Origin of the sequence: Lentzea guizhouensis (assembly GCF_001701025.1) — a bacterium.
Taxonomy (GTDB): domain Bacteria; phylum Actinomycetota; class Actinomycetes; order Mycobacteriales; family Pseudonocardiaceae; genus Lentzea; species Lentzea guizhouensis.
Genome location: NZ_CP016793.1, coordinates 8,448,000 through 8,466,192 on the forward strand (window position 1 = coordinate 8,448,000; position 18,193 = coordinate 8,466,192).

Annotated in this window: 14 protein-coding genes; 10 read left to right on the forward strand and 4 right to left on the reverse strand. The window is 70.2% G+C overall.

Features of this window, described 5'->3' with window-relative positions:
• The first annotated feature begins 56 nt into the window (after positions 1 to 56).
• The 7 genes from BBK82_RS40260 to BBK82_RS40290 all read left to right on the forward strand — a co-directional run bounded on the left by BBK82_RS40260 (position 57) and on the right by BBK82_RS40290 (position 11,934).
• Positions 57 to 968: a hypothetical protein gene (locus tag BBK82_RS40260; protein WP_065919618.1), complete on the forward strand. Its 912-nt coding sequence runs from the start codon at positions 57 to 59 to the stop codon at positions 966 to 968.
• A gap of 24 nt (positions 969 to 992) precedes the next feature.
• Positions 993 to 2,255: an alpha/beta hydrolase family protein gene (locus BBK82_RS40265; protein WP_065919619.1), complete on the forward strand. Its 1,263-nt coding sequence runs from the start codon at positions 993 to 995 to the stop codon at positions 2,253 to 2,255.
• Between the two features lie 393 nt (positions 2,256 to 2,648).
• Positions 2,649 to 6,383: a discoidin domain-containing protein gene (locus BBK82_RS40270; RefSeq protein WP_065919620.1), complete on the forward strand. Its 3,735-nt coding sequence runs from the start codon at positions 2,649 to 2,651 to the stop codon at positions 6,381 to 6,383.
• A 24-nt stretch (positions 6,384 to 6,407) separates the two neighbouring features.
• Positions 6,408 to 9,737, forward strand: a complete 3,330-nt coding sequence (locus BBK82_RS40275) for a CARDB domain-containing protein (protein ID WP_065919621.1) — start codon at positions 6,408 to 6,410, stop codon at positions 9,735 to 9,737.
• Positions 9,738 to 9,797: 60 nt separating this feature from the next.
• Positions 9,798 to 10,649 carry a universal stress protein gene (locus BBK82_RS40280; protein WP_065919622.1) on the forward strand — a complete coding sequence of 284 codons (852 nt, stop codon included), beginning with the start codon at positions 9,798 to 9,800 and terminating at the stop codon, positions 10,647 to 10,649.
• 6 nt (positions 10,650 to 10,655) lie between these two features.
• Positions 10,656 to 11,069: a hypothetical protein gene (locus BBK82_RS40285; RefSeq protein WP_065919623.1), complete on the forward strand. Its 414-nt coding sequence runs from the start codon at positions 10,656 to 10,658 to the stop codon at positions 11,067 to 11,069.
• Between the two features lie 40 nt (positions 11,070 to 11,109).
• Positions 11,110 to 11,934 carry a DUF1963 domain-containing protein gene (locus BBK82_RS40290; RefSeq protein ID WP_065919624.1) on the forward strand — a complete coding sequence of 275 codons (825 nt, stop codon included), beginning with the start codon at positions 11,110 to 11,112 and terminating at the stop codon, positions 11,932 to 11,934.
• Between the two features lie 62 nt (positions 11,935 to 11,996).
• Here the strand turns inward: BBK82_RS40290 and BBK82_RS40295 are convergent, their stop codons facing one another.
• Both BBK82_RS40295 and BBK82_RS40300 read right to left on the reverse strand, forming a co-directional pair.
• The gene (locus BBK82_RS40295; protein WP_065919625.1) at positions 11,997 to 12,932 is read right to left on the reverse strand and encodes an alpha/beta hydrolase; all 936 of its coding nucleotides are present in this window, start codon (positions 12,930 to 12,932) and stop codon (positions 11,997 to 11,999) included.
• A gap of 71 nt (positions 12,933 to 13,003) precedes the next feature.
• The gene (locus BBK82_RS40300) at positions 13,004 to 13,489 is read right to left on the reverse strand and encodes a TetR/AcrR family transcriptional regulator (RefSeq protein WP_237047840.1); all 486 of its coding nucleotides are present in this window, start codon (positions 13,487 to 13,489) and stop codon (positions 13,004 to 13,006) included.
• Between BBK82_RS40300 and BBK82_RS40305 the strand changes: the two genes are divergently transcribed.
• A complete protein-coding gene (locus tag BBK82_RS40305; RefSeq protein ID WP_154697782.1) occupies positions 13,479 to 14,384 on the forward strand; it encodes a saccharopine dehydrogenase family protein in 906 nt (301 codons plus the stop codon). The genes BBK82_RS40300 and BBK82_RS40305 overlap by 11 nt on opposite strands.
• Here BBK82_RS40305 and BBK82_RS40310 read toward each other — a convergent pair.
• Together BBK82_RS40310 and BBK82_RS40315 are read right to left on the reverse strand one after the other, a co-directional pair.
• Positions 14,371 to 16,371: a neutral/alkaline ceramidase gene (locus BBK82_RS40310; RefSeq protein ID WP_065919626.1), complete on the reverse strand. Its 2,001-nt coding sequence runs from the start codon at positions 16,369 to 16,371 to the stop codon at positions 14,371 to 14,373. The two genes, BBK82_RS40305 and BBK82_RS40310, sit on opposite strands and share 14 nt — an antisense overlap.
• Positions 16,372 to 16,397: 26 nt before the next feature.
• The gene (locus BBK82_RS40315; RefSeq protein ID WP_237047841.1) at positions 16,398 to 17,258 is read right to left on the reverse strand and encodes an EamA family transporter; all 861 of its coding nucleotides are present in this window, start codon (positions 17,256 to 17,258) and stop codon (positions 16,398 to 16,400) included.
• Positions 17,259 to 17,327: 69 nt separating this feature from the next.
• On the opposite strand from BBK82_RS40315, the gene BBK82_RS53275 reads away from it, so the two are divergent.
• Positions 17,328 to 17,498 (forward strand): helix-turn-helix domain-containing protein, encoded by a 171-nt coding sequence (locus tag BBK82_RS53275; RefSeq protein ID WP_218920483.1) that lies wholly within the window; start codon positions 17,328 to 17,330, stop codon positions 17,496 to 17,498.
• A 16-nt stretch (positions 17,499 to 17,514) separates the two neighbouring features.
• The gene (locus tag BBK82_RS40320; RefSeq protein ID WP_218920484.1) at positions 17,515 to 18,174 is read left to right on the forward strand and encodes a LysR substrate-binding domain-containing protein; all 660 of its coding nucleotides are present in this window, start codon (positions 17,515 to 17,517) and stop codon (positions 18,172 to 18,174) included.
• The last annotated feature ends 19 nt before the right edge of the window (positions 18,175 to 18,193 follow it).

Below are 18,193 nucleotides of genomic sequence, written 5' to 3' on the forward strand. Positions count from 1 at the left end.
TCCGCGTGCTCGCCTTCCCGGCGAGCACGCGGATCTCTTCCGCTACATTGCGTCACGTGCCCAACGCCGGCGAGCCCGACAACTCGGTGACCGGCCACGTCGAAGGCGCGGTCGTCCAAGCCGGCGACGTCAACGGCGGCGTCCACATCACAACCGTCTCCGCCCCCGGCCCATGCCCCACCCCGCACGGCAGTCCCGCCCTCGGCGTCCGGTGGTGGGCCGTGGTCGTGGTCCCGCTGGTAGCCGGGCTGACAGCGATCGCGCTGGTCTGGTGGCCCATCGCCACCACGACGACCTCGGTGAACCTGCCCAGCCCAGCACCGCCGACGGCATTCACACCGCAGAGCAACTCGCCGACGACCACGGCCGGCGCCTCTTCCACAACGGCTGCCACCTGGTCGCGCGAGCCGCGACCGCTTCCCCAGGCACCGGCACCGGCACCGGCCGGTGATCTGACCGCGACGACCACGATCAACGCCAACTGTGCGTTCAGGTACGCCGGACCCGGCGACCGGAAGGCCGCCGACCAGTTGGCCGGGCCGGCGACGGTCCTGCTGACCACCCAGAACCCGCGCGACCAAGAGGTTCTGATCACCGGTATCCACGCAGCGGTACGTCATCGCGCCGCAGCCCCCACCGAAGGCACGCTCGTCCCGTCGGGCTGCCGGTGGGGAGACGTGGAGGTCCGGCCCATGATCGTCGACCTGGAAGCAGCAAGCCCGGAGGCCGCTCCCGACAGCGACCCCAACCGCGGCAACACGTATTCCACGTCGAAACCGACCGCGTTCCCGTTCACCGTCAGCAAGAACAACCCGGAGGTCTTCGACCTGAGGTTCCGCACGCAGACCTGCGACTGCACCTTCGACCTCGTGGTGGACTGGATCGCGGGCGGCAGGTCGAGCACGACTGTGCTCGGGCCGTACCGGTTCGTGCCCGTGGTGGAGTCGCTGATCAGCCGCCCTCGATGACGTGATCGCCGCAAGGGAGCCGGAGTGCGCGAACTGACCGACGCCATGGTCGCCGACTGGACCAGCCCGCGCCCGACACCCCACCGGAAACCACCCCAGCTGATCCCGCACCGGCACGTCGCCCACACCACCGACATCGCCCACCACCCCGACGGCCGGCGAGCCGTCATCACCTGGTCGTCGCCGAAGATCGACCCCGGCCTCATCCACCCCGCCCTGCACGTCGTCGCCCCGGACGGCAGCGTCACCGACCTCGGCCCGACCCCGCCGGACGCGCGGTCACCGGTCTGGTGGGGCGACCGGATCTTCTACCTGGCGCTGACCCCGCCGCACCTGCAGGGCGGCCTGGCGGTGTTCGACCAGGACCACCGCAACCTCACCGAGGGCATGCCGGCCTGCCCCACCGACCTCGTGCAGACCGACGGCGCTCCGATCATGGTCGTGGCGACCGGCCTGGACACGGAGTTCCACCGCCTGACCGAAGGCCCCTTCGCCAAGATCAAGGGCTCCCACCGCCCCGACCGCAGGGCACCACTCGACATCCCGGCAGGCATCCAGGAACGCCTCCACTACCAAGCCCGGGACGGCCTCGACCTCGACGCACTCCTCGTCCTGCCGACCAACCGGACCCGCGCCGACGGCCCGTTCCCGCTCGTGACCATCGTCCACGGCGGCCCCTACGACCGCTGGGCCGACGACTTCCAGCTCACCTGGGTCCCGTCGGCGCAGTGGTTCGCGCAGCAGGGCATCGCGACCTTCCTGCCCAACCCCAGGGGCGGGCTCGGGCGCGGGCACGAGTTCGCGCACGCCGTGTACAAGCGTGTCGGGCAGGAGGAGTGGCACGACATCGAGACCGGCATCGACCTCCTCGTCCACCAAGGCGTCGCCGACCCCGGCCGGCTCGCCATCGCCGGGTGGAGCCACGGTGGGTTCATGGCCGCCTGGGCCACCACCCGGACCGACCGGTTCAAGGCCGCCCTCGTCGGTGCGGGCATCGCGGACTGGCCGAAGCTGATCGCGCGCGGGGAGAACGGCGCGTTCGAGGCGGCGCTCGGCGACAGCGCGGAGCACAGTCCGATCACTTGCGCGGACCGGATCACGACACCGCTGCTGATCGTCCACGGCGCCGACGACACCAACGTGCCACTCGAACAGGCCGAGCTCCTCCACGCGGCCGTCCCGGGCTCCGAGTTGGTCATCTACCCCGGTGAGGGGCACTCGTTCACCGGCCGCGCGAACAAGATCGATCTGCTGAACCGAACCAGAAGGTTCTTCGCCGACCTGTGAGACTTGCGCAAGGTTTCCGCAACACCGAGCACCAGCACCGCAAACGCGTGCAAGCGGAAGCATCGCGCCAGAAGCAATTTCCGCAGACCGTTCGGACACGAACCGAAGTCACAGGACTGCACACCGTGGCTGGTGGTCGACCCTGCACCCGCCAACAGGAGGTTCACGAGCCCGAAACATCGGGCGTCTTTCCTGTTCAGACCGGTCTGTCGCAAATTTGCGCAATCACGTCGACATATTGCGGTAATCTGCTAGGCACTTCTACGGTGAGGCGCGCCACACCCCCTCGCGTCCCCACCGAGAAGGGCCAAGCACGCCATGTCATCGTCGACACGCGCTCGCTCCCTGCTAGCCCCGTTAGCCGCAGCAACGCTCGCCGCCGCGACGCTCGTCGTGGTCCCCGCCGCGCAAGCCGCACCGGTCGGCCTGGACCTGGCCAGGCAGACCAAGATCGACGAGGTCACGCTCACCAAAGCGGACAACCGCACGGAAACCTTCGCCCTGCAGACGAGCCTGGACGGCAGAGGCTGGTCCACGCTCGTCGCGGAACAACCGCACACCTTCAAGAACGGCAAGGCCACCTTCAAGGTCGACCCGACCCTGGTGAAGCACGTCCGCGCCACCAAGACCACGGCGAAGATCGGCGTCCAGGAGGTTCAGGCGAGCGCCAAGCTCGCCGCCACCCTCACCGCCAGCAGCGTCAGCCAGAGCTACGGACCCGGCAACGCGGGCGACGGCAACCAGTCGACGTACTGGGAGAGCGCCAACAACGCCTTCCCGCAGTGGATCCAGGCCGACCTGGGGTCCGCCGTCAAGGCCGACCGGGTCGTGCTCAAGCTGCCAGCCGCTGGCTGGGGCACGCGCACCCAGACCCTCGCCGTGCAGGGCAGCACCGACGGCACCGGCTTCACCGACCTGGTGACCTCACGCGGTTACGAGTTCAACCCGGCCAGCGGCAACACCGTCACCATCGACTTCACCGCCGCCACCGCGCGGTACCTGAGGCTCCGCATCACCGCGAACACCGGCTGGCCCGCGGGACAGCTCAGCGAGTTCGAGGTGCACGGGCCCACGGGCGGTGACACGCAGGCGCCGTCCGCACCGGCGAACCTCGCGTTCACCCAGCCGCAGTCCGGCCAGATCCGGCTGACCTGGAACGCCAGCACCGACAACACCGGTGTCACCGGCTACGACGTGTTCGCCAACGGCAGCCTGCGCACCACGGTCACCGGCACCACCCACACCGACAGCCAGCCCGACGGCCTGCGCGTGACCTACCACGTCGTCGCGAAGGACGCGGCCGGCAACCAGTCCCCCGCCAGCAACTCCGTGACGCGAGAGGGCGCGACCGGCGAGAACCTGGCACAGGGCAAGCCGGTCACCGCGAACCACAACGTGCACAACTTCGTCGCCGCCAACGCGAACGACGGCAACGTGCAGACGTACTGGGAGTCCAACGGCTTCCCCGGCACCCTCACCGTCCAGCTCGGGTCCAACGCCGACGTCAGCTCGGTGGCGGTCAAGCTCAACCCCGACACCGCCTGGGGTGCCCGCACGCAGAACGTCGAGGTCCTCGGCCGCGCGCAGAACGCCACCGGCTTCACCAGCCTCGCCGCCGGCCGCGACTACCGCTTCGACCCCGCGAGCGGCAACAGCGTCACCATCACCGCCGCCGGCCGGGTCGCCGACGTCCAGCTGCGGTTCACGTCCAACACCGGCGCGCCCGGCGCCCAGGTGGCGGAGATCCAGGTGTTCGGCACCCCTGCCCCGAACCCCGACCTCACCGTCACCGGCACGTCGTTCACCCCCGCGAGCCCCGTCGAGACCGACCAGATCACGCTGAACGCCACGGTCCGCAACGCCGGCACGGCCGCGAGCACCGCGACCGACGTGACGTTCTTCCTCGGCACCACCGCGGTCGGCACCGCCCAGGTCGGCGCGCTGCAGGCAGGCGCGCAGGCGAACGTCGGCACCACTATCGCCGCCCGCCCGGCAGGCTCCTACGAGTACACCGCCAAGGTCGACGAGACCAAGAAGGTGGCGGAGCAGAACGAGACCAACAACGCGCGCCTGCACCCCGACCGGCTCGTCGTCACGCCCGTGCCGAGCTCCGACCTGGTCGCCGTGCCGTCCTGGTCGCCGAGCAACCCGGCGAACGGCCAGAACACCACGTTCTCCGTCGCCATCAAGAACCAGGGCACCATCAACAGCGCGGCCGGCGCCCACGGCATCACCGTCACGATCCTCACCAGCAGCGGCCAGACCGTCCGCACGCTCACCGGCAGCCACACCGGCACGATCAACGCCGGTGCCACGACCGCCGCGGTCAACCTCGGCTCCTGGCCCGCCGCCGACGGCCGCTACACGGTCCGCACGGTGATCGCCAACGACGGCAACGAGATCCCGGCCAAGCAGGGCAACAACACCAGCGAGCAGTCGCTGTTCATCGGCCGCGGCGCCAGCGTCCCGTGGCAGCACGTCGAGGCCGAGGACGGCACCGTCGGCGGCGGCGCGCAGGTCTTGAGCCCGAACAGGACGATCGGCGACCTCGCCGGTGAGGCGTCCGGCCGCCGTGCCGTCACGCTGAACGGCACCGGCCAGTCGGTCGAGTTCACCACCTCCGGTCCGGCCAACACCCTCGTCACCCGGTTCTCCATCCCGGACAGCGCGGGCGGCGGCGGCATCACGTCCACCCTCAACGTCTACGTCAACGGCCAGTTCCACAAGGCCATCGACCTGACGTCGAAGTACATCTGGCTCTACGGCAACGAGGCCACCCCGCAGAACTCGCCGGGAGCAGGCGGCCCCCGCCACATCTACGACGAGGCGAACGTGATGCTCAACCAGACGTTCCCGGCGGGCACGAAGATCAAGCTGCAGAAGGACGCGGCCAACACCACGAACTACGCGATCGACTTCGTGAACTTCGAACAGGTGGCGGCTGCCGGAAACCCCGATGCCGCACGCTATGCCGTGCCCGCCGGGTTCACCCACCAGGACGTGCAGAACGCGCTCGACCGCGTCCGGATGGACACGACCGGCACCCTCGTCGGCGTCTACCTGCCGGCCGGCACCTACCAGACGGCGCAGAAGTTCCAGGTCTACGGCAAGGCGGTCCGGGTGATCGGCGCCGGCCCCTGGTTCACCAGGTTCCAGGCCCCGCTCACGCAGGAGAACACCGACATCGGCTTCGACGCGCAGTCGTCCGCGAGCGGCTCGACCTTCAGCGGGTTCGCCGTGTTCGGCAACTACACGCAACGCAACGACGGCCCGGGCAAGGTGTTCAACTTCGCCGGCGTCCAGAACATGACCATCGAGAACATCTGGGTCGAGCACATGATGTGCCTGTTCTGGGGCAACAACGTCGACAACAACGTCATCAGGGACAACCGCATCCGCGACATGTACGCGGACGGCCTGAACATGACGAACGGCTCGGCCGGCAACCGGGTCTCCAACATCGAGGCCCGCTCGACCGGTGACGACGCGTTCGCGCTCTTCGCCGCCACCGACAACGGTGGCAGCGGCCAGCAGAACAACGTCTTCGAGAACCTCTCGGTGACGACCCCCTGGCGCGCGGCCGGCCTCGCGGTCTACGGCGGCAAGAACAACACCTTCCGCAACATCTACGTCGCCGACACCCTGACCTACTCGGCGGTGACGATCAGCTCGCTCGACTTCGGCTACTCGATGGAGGACTTCGGGCCCGAGCCGACGACGTTCAGCGGGCTCACGCTCGTCCGTTCCGGCGGCCACTTCTGGGGCGCGCAGACGTTCGGCGCGATCTGGATGTTCTCCGCCTCCAAGAAGTACACCGGGATCCGGGTGAACGACGTCGAGATCATCGATCCGACGTACAGCGGAATCATGTTCCAGACCAAGTACAACGGCGCCGCCGAGAACATCTTCCAGGACACCGTGCTCTCGAACGTGAGCATCTCCGGTGCCCGCAAGAGCGGTGACGCGTTCGACGCGAAGTCCGGGTTCGGCGTATGGGCCAACGAGATGCCGGAAGCGGGCCAGGGCCCTGCCGTCGGCGAGGTCACGTTCAACGGCCTGCGGTTCAGCAACAACTTCCAGGACATCAAGAACACCACGACCACCTTCAAGATCAACATCAACAACTGATTCCCTGCCACGAAGGACAATTCGATGAGAAACACGCTGTTGAGGCGTGCGGTGAGCGCTGCCGTCGTGAGCGCCCTCGCACTGTTCGGACTGACACCCGCGGCAGGAGCAGCGGTTGTCAGGCTGTCCGCGAACCTGACCGCGTCGAGCGGCAACGGCCCGTACGGCGCCGGGAACGCCGGTGACGGCAACCAGGGCAGCTACTGGGAGAGCGCGAACGGCGTGTTCCCGCAGTGGCTCCAGGCCGACCTGGGCGCCGCGAAGAGCGTCAGCAAGGTCGTCCTGCGGCTGCCCTCGAACTGGGAGCAGCGCACGCAGACCCTGGCCGTGCAGGGCAGCACGAACGGGTCGCAGTTCAGCGACCTCGTGGGCTCCCGCGGGCACACCTTCTCCCCCGGCTCGAACAACACGGTGACGCTGGAGTTCGGCGCGGCCAGCACCCGGTACGTCCGGGTCACGGTCACCGCGAACACCGGCTGGCAGGCGGCCCAGCTCAGCGAGCTGGAGGTGCACGGCGAGTCCGGCGGACCAGTCGACCCGCCGCCCGGTGACAACCTCGCCGCCGGCAAGCCGGTCGAGGAGTCCGGGCACGTGCACAACTTCGTGCCGGGCAACGCCGTGGACGGCAACGTCGGCACGTACTGGGAGTCCAGCGGCTTCCCCGGTCACCTGACCGCGAAGCTGGGCTCCAACGCCGACATCACCTCGGTCGTCGTGAAGCTCAACCCCGACAGCGCCTGGGGCGCGCGCACGCAGAACTTCGAGGTGCTGGGCCGGGAAGCGGGCGCCACGGCGTTCGCGACGCTCAAGGCTCGGGCCGACCACCGGTTCGACCCGGCCACCGGCAACACCGTCACCATCCCGGTCACCGGCCGGGTGGCGGACGTGCGCCTGCACTTCTACTCGAACACCGGTGCGCCCGGCGGCCAGGTCGCCGAGTTCCAGGTGCTCGGTTCGGCGGCTCCGGCGCCTGACCTCACCGTCACGAACCTGACCTGGGCTCCGCAGAACCCGAGCGAGGCCGACGCGATCAGGCTCACGGCCACCGTCCGCAACGGCGGCACCGTGGCGTCCGGCGCGACCACCCTCAACGTGACGCTCGGCGGCACGAGCGCGGGTTCCGCGCAGGTCGGCGGGCTGGCCCCGGGAGCAACGGCCACCGTCACCGTCGACGCGGGCCGGCGGGGTGCCGGGTCCTACGCGGCCGCAGCCACCGTGGACCCGGCCAACCAGGTCGCCGAGACCAACGAGGGCAACAACACCTTCACCTCCGGCTCTCCCCTGGTCGTCGGCCAGGCACCCGGACCGGACCTGCAGATCACCGGCGTCACGCCGAACCCGTCGTCCCCGGCGGCAGGCCAGCAGGTGACGTTCGCGGTGAGCGTCAACAACCGCGGCACGTCGGCGGCGGGCGCCTCGGTGACCCGCGTGTCGGTCGGCGGCAGCACGCTCAACGCCAACACCGGTGCCGTCAACGCCGGTCAGACCGTCACGGTCAACGTCGGCACCTGGACCGCCACCAACGGCGGTGCCACGGCCACCGCGACCGCCGACGCGACCAACGTCGTGGCGGAGACCAACGAGAACAACAACACCGCGACCCAGTCCATTGTGGTCGGACGCGGTGCGTCCGTGCCGTTCACGAGCTACGAAGCCGAAGCGGGCCGCCACAACGGCACGCTGCTGCAGGCCGACGCGAAGCGCACGTTCGGGCACACCAACTTCGGGTCCGAGTCCTCCGGCCGCAAGTCGGTGCGGCTCGACGCGCAGGGCCAGTTCGTGGAGATCACCTCCACGGTCAGCACGAACTCGATCGTCGTGCGCAACTCCATCCCGGACGCCGCCGCCGGTGGTGGCCGGGAGGCGACGATCAGCCTCTACGCGAACGACCAGTTCGTGCAGAAGCTGACCCTGTCGTCGCGGCACAGCTGGCTCTACGGCTCCTGCGACGAGCCCGAGTGCCTCACGAACCGTCCCGGCGGTGACGCCCGCAGGCTGTTCGACGAGTCCCAGGCCCTGCTGGCGAGCTCCTACCCTGCCGGTACCCGCTTCAAGCTGCAGCGCGACGCGGGTGACGGCGCCCAGTTCTACGTCATCGACCTGATCGACCTGGAGCAGGTCGCCCCGGCGGCGTCGGCTCCCGCGGGATGTGTGTCGATCACGCAGTACGGTGCCACGGCGAACGACCAGACGGACGACACGGACGCCATCCAGCGCGCCGTGACGGCCGACCAGAACGGGGAGGTCCCCTGCGTCTGGATCCCGGCGGGCAAGTTCCGCCAGGAGAAGAAGATCCTCACCGTGTTCAACAGCGGTGGCGACAACCAGGTCGGCATCCGCAACGTCACGATCCGCGGCGCCGGCATGTGGCACTCGCAGCTGTTCTCGCTGATCCAGCCGCAGGACGCGGACACGATCAACCACCCGCACGAGGGCAACTTCGGCTTCGACATCGACGACAACACGCAGATCTCCGACATCGCGATCTTCGGCTCCGGCCGGATCCGCGGTGGTGACGGGAACGCGGAGGGCGGCGTCGGCCTCAACGGCCGGTTCGGCAAGAACACCAAGGTCACCAACGTGTGGATCGAGCACGCCAACGTCGGTGTCTGGGTCGGCCGCGACTACACCAACCTGCCCGACCGCTGGAACCCCGGCGACGGCTTGCAGTTCAGCGGCATGCGGATCCGCGACACCTACGCCGACGGCATCAACTTCACCAACGGCACCCGCAACTCCACGGTCTTCAACTCGTCGTTCCGCACCACGGGCGACGACGCGCTGGCCGTGTGGGCGTCGAAGTACGTGAAGGACCCCGTCGCCGACTCCGGCAACGGCAACGCGTTCCTCAACAACACGATCGCACTCCCGTGGCGTGCCAACGGGATCGCGATCTACGGCGGGTCGAACAACCGCGCGGAGAACAACATCATCTCCGACACGGCGAACTACCCGGGCATCATGCTGGCGACCGACCACGACCCGCTGCCGTTCGGCGGGACGACGTTGCTCGCCAACAACGCCCTGCACCGCACGGGCGGCGCGTTCTGGAGCGAGGCGCAGGAGTTCGGCGCCATCACGCTGTTCTCGCAGAACCTGCCGATCCCCGGCGTGGTCATCCGCGACACCGAGATCCTGGACTCCACGTTCGACGGGATCCAGTTCAAGGGCGGCGGCCAGGGCATGCCGGACGTGCAGATCACCAACGTCCGGATCGACAGGTCGAACAACGGCTCCGGCATCCTCGCGATGGCGCAGGCCCGCGGTTCGGCGCGGTTGACGAACGTCACGATCACCAACTCGCGTGACGGTGACATCACGATCGAGCCCGGTTCGCAGTTCGTCATCGGCTAGTTCTGGGTCACCTTTGGAACCACCTCCGGCCGGGTACTCCCCGGTCGGAGGTGGTTTCACATGTCCACGGTCGTTGTCGGCTTCGACGGCTCGGAACAGGCTCGCCGAGCGGCGCTCTGGGGTGCGGAGGAGGCCGCGCGGACCGGCGCGTCGGTGCAGCTCGTGCAGGGCGTGCGCGCCCCGTTGCCGGAGCCGGTGTTCACGCCGATGTCCATGCCGGTCCCGGAGTTCGTGACCGAGGAGACGATGGCCCGCTCCGCCGAGGACCACCTGGCCGAGCTCGCCGAGGAGATCCGCCGGGGCTGGCCCTCACTGCAGGTCTCCACGAGCGTGCGCATCGGCCGTCCGGTCGACGTGCTGGCCGACGAGCCGGGCGACCTGCTCGTGCTCGGCTCCTCCGGCCGCACCGGCATCGCCGAGATGTTCCTCGGTTCCACCGCCGCCGAGCTGGTCTCGATCGGCGGCCGCCCCGTCGTGGTGACGCGCTCGGGCCCGCTGGACGGCCGGGTGGTCGTGGGCATCGACGGTTCCGAGACCTCAGCCGAGGCCATCGAGTTCGCCTTCAGCTTCGCCGCGCGCCACGGCCGTGAGCTGCTCGCCGTCTACGCGTGGAACGACGCCGGCTGGGCCGAGCTGCCCGAGCAGGACTGGGACCACGTCCGCGCGGACCTCGCGAAGGTGCTCGACGAACAGCTCGCCCCGCACCGCGAGCGCTACCCGGCCGTGCACGTGGCCGCCGAGGCCGCCTTCGACGCCCCCGCACGCGCCTTGCTCCAAGCGGCCGACGGCGCGGCACTGCTCGCGGTCGGCAGCCATGGCCGTGGTGCCGTGGCGCGTGCGATTCTGGGTTCGGTCAGCCACGCGGTGCTGCACCACGCGCCGTGCCCCGTCGCGGTGATCCACCGGAGGTGACGTGAGATGCGCGGGTTGGCCGTGCTGGTGACGTGCTTGACCTTGGCCGGTTGTGCCAACCAGCCACCTGCTCAGGTGCCGCCGTCCGAGACGTCTGTGACGTCGTCGGTGACAGCGCCGACCGCCTCAGCGAGCCTGCCCGCGCCTCTGCCACCCACGTCGACCCCGTTGCCCACCACGCCGTCGCGGGCGCTGGAGCCGGGGGTGACGGTGCGCGGCACGGTCTCGGCGGGCGTCGAGAACGGCTGCCTGCTGCTGGACACCGGCACCGCCCAGTACCTGCTGCTCGGCGCCGACCCCGCGATCGCGGTGGCCGGTGCCGTGGTGGAGGTGACCGGGCGGGCCGAGCCGGGTGCGATGACGACCTGTCAGCAGGGAACGCCGTTCCAGGTCACCAGGACCTCGCGGGTCGGCGGCTGATCCTCATTCTTCGTCGGTGCTCGCTGCGATCATGTGCGCCATGCGCTTACATGATCAGTTCCACCGGGCCGCAACCTCGTCCGGCTTCGCGGACGACGAGATCCGCGCGTTCGCCGCGCACCTCCGGTTCGCGATCCACCTGAGCAGGAACCCCCAAGGCGACCCGGTCGGTCAACGCGGTGGCACACCTCGGCACGCCGTGGACACGAGGCTGCCGTTCGTCGCCTCCTTCGACTGCGCGGCCCTTCCCGAGGTCGACGACCTGCCCCTCCCGGCGGACGGCACCCTGCTGTTCTTCCTCGACCACGAGGAGGCGATCGAGGCCGACTCCGAGGAGGAGGCGCAGAGCTACGCGCGGGTGGTGCACGTGCCCGCAGGCGCCGCCGTCGACGAGTCTGCCGACCGGGGCGACGCACTGTTCGCCACCGTCCAGGCCGAGCTCCCCGAGTGGATCGCCCTCAACGAGCCGGAGCTGTCGGACTACCAGCGCCACCGGGCCGAGGCCGTGCCGAACCGGCTGCGGCTGTGCGCGCTGGTCGAGAAGCTGTGGCCGAAGACCGGGTACTCCGACCTCCGGCTCGGCGGCTACTCGGGGCACATCGGTGGCCTGCACGGCAAGAACGTCTACGGGACGCCGGAGACCGAGATGGCGCTCGACGACCTCCAGTCCCGCTTTCCCGACCTGCGGCGCCACCAGCTGCTGGCGGACCTGGAGCAGGAGCTCCAGCAGGTGCGCCGCGAGTGGGTGCCGCTCTTCCAGTTCCGGGCGGACATGGTCCACTTCGGACGCTTCTTCGCGCGCCGCGACGACCTCGCCGCCGGCCGGTTCGAGAACGTCCGCTGCTTCACCGAGTTCACCGAGTAGCGGCCTGGAACGGCGACCGGCCCTGCCACCAGCGGTGACAGGGCCGGAGGTCGCGGTGCTGGTCAGCTCGTGAGCGCCTCGCGCAGGAACGCGATCGCCTGCTTGATCGCACCTTCGGCGGCGTGCGTGCCGCGCAACGCGTTCAGCATCACGAAGTCGTGGATCGCACCCGCGTACCGGACGGCGGTGACGGGCACACCGGCCTCGCGCAGCTTGTCGGCGTAGGCCTCGCCCTCGTCGCGCAGCACGTCGGCCTCGGCGGTGATCACCAGCGCCTGCGGCAGCCCGGCGAGTTGCTCGGTCGTGGCGCGCAGCGGCGAAGCGGTGATCTCGGCGCGCTCCACCGGGTTCGTCGTGTACTGGTCCCAGAACCACTGCATCGCGTCGCGGCGCAGGAAGTAGCCCTCGGCGAACTGCAGGTACGAGTCGGTGTCGAAGGACGCGTCGGTCACCGGGTAGAAGAGCACCTGGGCCTTGAGCGGCACGTCGCCGCGTTCCTCGGCCTGCAACGTCAGCGCGGCCGCCATGTTGCCGCCGACCGAGTCACCGGCCACGGCGATGCGGGTCGCGTCGAGCCCGTGCGCGGCACCCTCGGCCACGATCCAGCGGGCGGCGGCGTAGTTCTGGTCGATCGCGACCGGGTAGCGGGCCTCGGGCGAGAGCGAGTAGTCGGGGAACACGACGGCCGCGCCGGTGCCGACGGCGAGCTCGCGGACCAGGCGGTCGTGGGTGTGGGCGTTGCCGAACACCCAGCCGGCGCCGTGGATGTAGAGGATGACCGGCAGGTCGCCGGTGGCGCCCGCGGGCTTCACCACGCGGACCTTGAAGCCGTCGAGCTCGACCCACTCCTCGTCGATCTCGGGCTTGGCGATCTCACCCGACTGCACCTCGTCGACCGTCTTGCGACCCTGCTCAGGCCCCAGGTCGAACAGGAACGGCGGCGTGGCGGTGGCGGCGGCGAACTCGGCGGCGGCGGGCTCGAGCACTGGGCGCTTCATGGCTGCTCCCTCTCAGGTCGGATGCCATAAAGCTAGTACGCGATTAAATCGCACACAACGTAATCACGGCCTCACCGGATCCGGGAATAGGGAGACCGTCGACCGCATCGACGCCACAGTCGAATCGAGGCAGGACCCGATGTCTTCGCCCGTGCGATCCACCGCTCGATCGTGCCTTCGAAGCACACCGCGACCAGTCGTGCCACGAGCAACGCCTCCCCCGCCTCCACCCCACGCTCCCGCAGGGCCTCACCCAGGGCGGCCATGAGCGCGGCCCGCTTGGTGCGCTCGCGTTCCAGCAACTCAGGACTAAACGCGATCACCGCACGCCGCTGCGCCGCCCCGGCGGAGCGCTCCACCAGCAGCGCACCCACCCGGCGGACGGCGTCGAGCGCGATGGCGGGTGCGGTCTCCTCGCGTGAGGTGCGGACCGCCTCCGCGATCGCGACCGGCAACTGCTCCGCGCCGGCGAACAGAACCTCGCGCTTGTCCGGGAAATACCGGAAGTACGTGCGCCGTGTGATCCCCGCGCGTTCGGCGATCTGCGTGACGGTCACGTCGTCGTACCCGCGCTCCGCGAGAGACATCACTGGAGCGACCGGCCGTGGTCATCAACACCATCGGCGGTACGCCGAGACCTCGACCACCATCGCCCGCGCCTGCCTGCCCGGCGGGCACTACCTCGACCAGGCTGCGGACCTGACCTCCGTCCCGCGACTGCTCGGCCTGCACGACGAGGCCGCGGCGGCGGGCAGCACCTTCGTCACCGGCGCAGGTTTCGGTGTGCTGGCAACGGAAGCGGTCGTGGCGGCTCTGTGCGAGGGCCGTCCGGTGCCCGCCGAGGTGCGGGTCGACGCGCTGGCCTCGGTCGCTGTGGAGGCCGGTGCGCTGGGCACGGCACTGGCCGCCTCGCTCGTCGACGTCCTGGCCACCGGCGGACGCCGCTACGCGACGGGAGCTGGTCGCGGCACGCCTCGCGCGGGTGGCGGCAGCTGCCCTGCCCGACGGCGAGCAGTGACGTCGGCCGAAGCTCCCTCGGCCGAACTGGTGGCGGCTCAGCGGGCCAGCGGCGCGCCGGACGTCACCGCCACCACCGCCATGATGCCCGCCTCGCCCGCGCTCCGCGCCGTGCTTACGGTCGTGGGCCGGCTGCTGGCGCTGGAACCGTTGCGCCGCATGGCCGTCAGGCGACTCGCCGGCATCACGGGCAAGCCGGCCCCGCGCCCGCGGACGCACTCCTGGGGCCACGCCGTCGTCACCTGGCCCGACGGCACCACCCGTGAAGGGTGGCTGAAGACCGGCGAGGCCATGGACTTCACCGCGGGCGCGTCCGCCGAAGTGGCCGTGCGCCTGGCCAGGGGCGAAGGCAAGCCCGGCGCCTACACGCCCGCGGCCGCCTTCGGCCCCGGCCTCGCCGCCGCTGCCGGTGGCGAGCTCATCATCCGACCGTGAACCCGCCGGTCGCGCCCGTGAAGCCGGTGATCTTCCCGGTCCAGCCGCTCTTCTCGTCACCGTGGTGCACGATCCGGTACACACCCGGAGCGGTGTCCGCGGGGATCTGCCAGGTGATCGTGGCGTTCGAGAACGCGATCCCGACGCGTTCCCACTTGTAGCGCGTCGACCAGTCGCCGTCGTCGGCCACCCGCACCCAGGTCCCGTTCACCTGCCGCTGCACCTCCAGGAACGTCCCGTTGCGGCGCAGGTTGTTCTTCGGGTGCCCGGTGACGAACACAGCCGTCACGGTCTCACCGCGCGCGTAGGCCGACTTCGGTGCGGCCAGCACCGAGCCGTAGCTCTTGCCGGCGGGCTTGTCGTCCAGCACCACCCCGGTCTGCAGGTTGATGTCGGTGAACGGCGGCTTGCCCGGCGCCGGGCCGGCGGGCAGCGTGGTGCCGTTCTTCATCGACGCCGCCAGCTTGCCGAACTCCTGCTGGTAGGCGGGTGCGGTGTTGCGGCCGAACAGGGTGGAGCCGCCCTCGTACTGCTGCGAGTCGTACTCCTCCGGCGTGGTGACGTACTGGCTGTAGTCGTTGGCGTAGCCCTGGATCAGGACGTTGCGCACCGGCACGCCGAGCTCGGCCGCCACCGACTGGCGGATGCGCAGGCCCGCGGTGATCGTGACCTCACCCGGCACCGCGACGAGGTGCAACGCTCCGATGCGGACGATCTGCAGCGGCAGCACGTTCGGCGTCGCGGCGACCAGGCCCGTCGGCACCAGGGAGGCCTTGGGGAACTGGCAGTCGCGCAGCCACTGCGGGACCTCCATGTTCAGCGGCTCGAACAGCTTCTTCAACGGTGACTGCATGCCCTCGGAGAAACCGGGGATCGCCGGGCCGTCCTCGATGCTGCCGGCGATCGTCGAGGCGCCGACGACACCGGAGCAGGTCGTACCGGGCTGGCCGTTCGTGGTGTAGCGGCCCTCGACCTGGACGGTCGACATGTCCACGAACCGCATCCGCGCGTCGACCCCGCCGGACATGGCGGTCTGCGGTCCGTTGTAGACCTCCTGCGCCTTGCGGTTCTGGCGCTCGCCGATGATGCGGATGTTCTCCCACTCGTCCTCGGTGGGGCCGGAACCGGGCTTGAGGTTGAGGTTCGGCGACATGTCGCCGGCGTTGGTGTTCGGGAACGCCGCCACGAAGCCCGCGGAGTCGTCCAGGTAGCGCACGCCCTCGTCGTCGTGCTCCCACTGGTAGGCCGCGTACCCCTTGTTGTCCGGGGAGATCAGCGTGTTGGCGTTGGTGACCGACGTGTTGTGCGTGGCGAACCAGCTGATCGCGCCGACGTCGTCACCGGACTGCTTGAACCGCAGCACGGTCATCTGCGGGTCGATCCCGGCAGGGAAGAAGCCCTTGTCCGGGTTGCGGTCGAACGCCGCCCGTGACCGGTTGACCGAGGCGTTCGTCAGCTCGCCGAAGCCCAGCGAGATCGAGCCGGGCCTGAGGTCCTCGTGCGCCTCGACGATCGACTCGGTGATGCCGTCGACCACGGCGGCGAGCGCCTGGGGCTGCATGCCGAGGATCGACAGGTTGTAGGCGAGGTTGTGCGAGTAGCCGCCGGGGCCGGAGTGCGTGTGGGTGGCCGACAGCAGCAGGTTCTCGCGGGTGTAGGTGGTGCCGTAGCGGGGCTGCAGCTTCGCTAGCACGCCCTCCTGGACCGCGCGGAAGATCATCGCGAGGTCGGCGTTGACGTACGCGACGCGCTTGTTCGTGGCCCGGTCGACCACGACGTAGGCCCGCGACCGCAGCCGCTGGTGGATGCCCGTCGTCTTCTGGTCGAACTTCGAGTAGCCCATCATGCCGTTCTCGGCGGCCGGGCCGGTGACGTCGGAGATGCCGCGGCCCACGAGGTAGGGCTCGGGTTCCGCCCACGCGAACGGGCCGCTGACCAGGGCAGCGCCCGCCAGCGCCGCGACGACCGTCATGACTGCAGTCCGCATGGCCAACCCACCGAAGTGAATTGGATTCACATTTCGGGAGCCACGGTAGGTGATCCAGACCACTTCGAGCAAGTCACGGCCAGTGCGTTGGCGGTCACCACGAGCAAGATCCCGGCCCAGTGGTGCGGTGCCAGCTCCTCCCCCAGCACGACCAGACCGGCCAGCGCGGCGAGCACCGGGTGGACGCTCATCGCCAGCCCGAACAGGCGCGCCGGGACCCTCCGCAGAGCGATCACGTCGACCGCGTACGGAACGACGCTGCAGAACACGCCCGCGCCGATCGCGTACAGGACCGCCATCCCGGTCAGCTTTCCGTGCAGCACCAGCAGGACCGCGACCGGGACGTAGAGCGTCGCCGACATAGCCGTCGCGACCGCCGGTGCCTGCAGACCCGGCAACCGGGCGCCGACCAGCCGGTTGAGCAGGATGTACGCGGCCCAGCAGCCCGCCGCCAGCAGGCCGAGACCGACGCCGAGGTAGTCGCTGCTCGGGCCCGGCAGCACCAGCACGTACACGCCGACGGCCGCGACCAGCACGAACAGCACGTCCCGGCGCGTGCGCGAGCCGGCCAGCGCGACCCCGAGCGGGCCGAGCACCTCCAGCGTCACGGCGAGACCGAGGCCGATCCGGTCGATCGCCATGTACAGGCTGAGGTTCATCGTCGCGAACACGAGCCCCAGCGCGATCGTCGGCCACCACTGCGCCCGGGTGAATCTTCGGAGGTTCGGCCTGGCCATCGGCAGCAGCACGGCGGCGGCCACGAACTGGCGCACCGCCACCACCCCGGCCGGGCCGATCGCGGCGAACGCGTGGGCACCCACCGCGGCGCCGAGCTGGTTGCTGGCCGCGCTGGCGGTCATCGTCGCGAACGCACCGGTGCTCTTCATGGTGCCCAGCCTGCGGTTCCGGCATCAATGCGGGAAATGCATGAGCCGCGTGACCTATACGCTGGACGCATGGATCTCCGGCACCTGCGCGCGTTCGTGGCGGTGGTCGACGCGGGCACGTTCACCGACGCCGCCGCCACGCTCGGCCTGACCCAGGCGTCGGTCTCCCGGTCGGTCGCCGCGCTGGAGGCCGCGCTCGGTGCCCGGCTGCTGCAGCGCTCCACCGGCACGTGGCCCTGACCCGACCGGCACGCAGGTGCTGGCCGGCGCCCGGCGCGTGCTGGACGAGGTCGCCCACCTGCACCTGGTCGTCGAGCAGTCCCGCACCGAGCTGCGCGTCGGTTACGCGTGGGCCGCGCTCGGCCGGCACACCCGGCGCGTGCAGAAGGCCTGGGCCGCGGCACATCCCGGGCTCCCGCTCGTGTTCGTGCACTCGAACTCGGCGTCGGCGGGCCTCGCGGAGGGCGCGGCCGAGGTCGCGGTGGTCCGCCGGGCGCTCGACGACCCGAGGTTCGAGACGGCGCTGCTCGGCACCGAACGCCGCTACGGCGTGGTCGCCACGGACAACCCGTTGGCGCGCAAGCGTTCCCTGAAGCTCGGCGACCTGGCGAAGTACGCGATGGCGATCGACGACCGCACCGGCACGACCACGCTGGACCTGTGGCAGCCCGGCAAGGCGCCCGCGGTCGTGCGCAACACGCACAGCGTCGACGAGTGGCTGACGCTGATCGCGGCGGGCCAGGCCGTCGGCATGACGTCGGAGGCCACCGCGAACCTCAACCCGCGTCCCGGCGTCGCCTACCGGGTCGTGCGGGACGCGCCGCCGATCGCCGTGTGGCTCGCGTGGTGGAAGGACCAGCCGCCGCAGCACCTCACCGACCTGATCACGCTGGCCTGCGACGCCTACCGGGTGTGAGAAAACGCCGCCGCGGCAA

Excerpts from the sequence above, each read along its gene's own strand:
- BBK82_RS40275 (WP_065919621.1), top strand. The coding sequence starts at position 6,408 with ATGAGAAACACGCTGTTGAGGCGTGCGGTGAGCGCTGCCGTCGTGAGC.
- BBK82_RS40280 (WP_065919622.1), top strand. The coding sequence starts at position 9,798 with ATGTCCACGGTCGTTGTCGGCTTCGACGGCTCGGAACAGGCTCGCCGA.
- BBK82_RS40285 (WP_065919623.1), top strand. The coding sequence starts at position 10,656 with ATGCGCGGGTTGGCCGTGCTGGTGACGTGCTTGACCTTGGCCGGTTGT.
- BBK82_RS40290 (WP_065919624.1), top strand. The coding sequence starts at position 11,110 with ATGCGCTTACATGATCAGTTCCACCGGGCCGCAACCTCGTCCGGCTTC.
- BBK82_RS40295 (WP_065919625.1), bottom strand. The coding sequence starts at position 12,932 with ATGAAGCGCCCAGTGCTCGAGCCCGCCGCCGCCGAGTTCGCCGCCGCC.
- BBK82_RS40310 (WP_065919626.1), bottom strand. The coding sequence starts at position 16,371 with ATGCGGACTGCAGTCATGACGGTCGTCGCGGCGCTGGCGGGCGCTGCC.
- BBK82_RS40315 (WP_237047841.1), bottom strand. The coding sequence starts at position 17,258 with ATGAAGAGCACCGGTGCGTTCGCGACGATGACCGCCAGCGCGGCCAGC.
- BBK82_RS53275 (WP_218920483.1), top strand. The coding sequence starts at position 17,328 with ATGGATCTCCGGCACCTGCGCGCGTTCGTGGCGGTGGTCGACGCGGGC.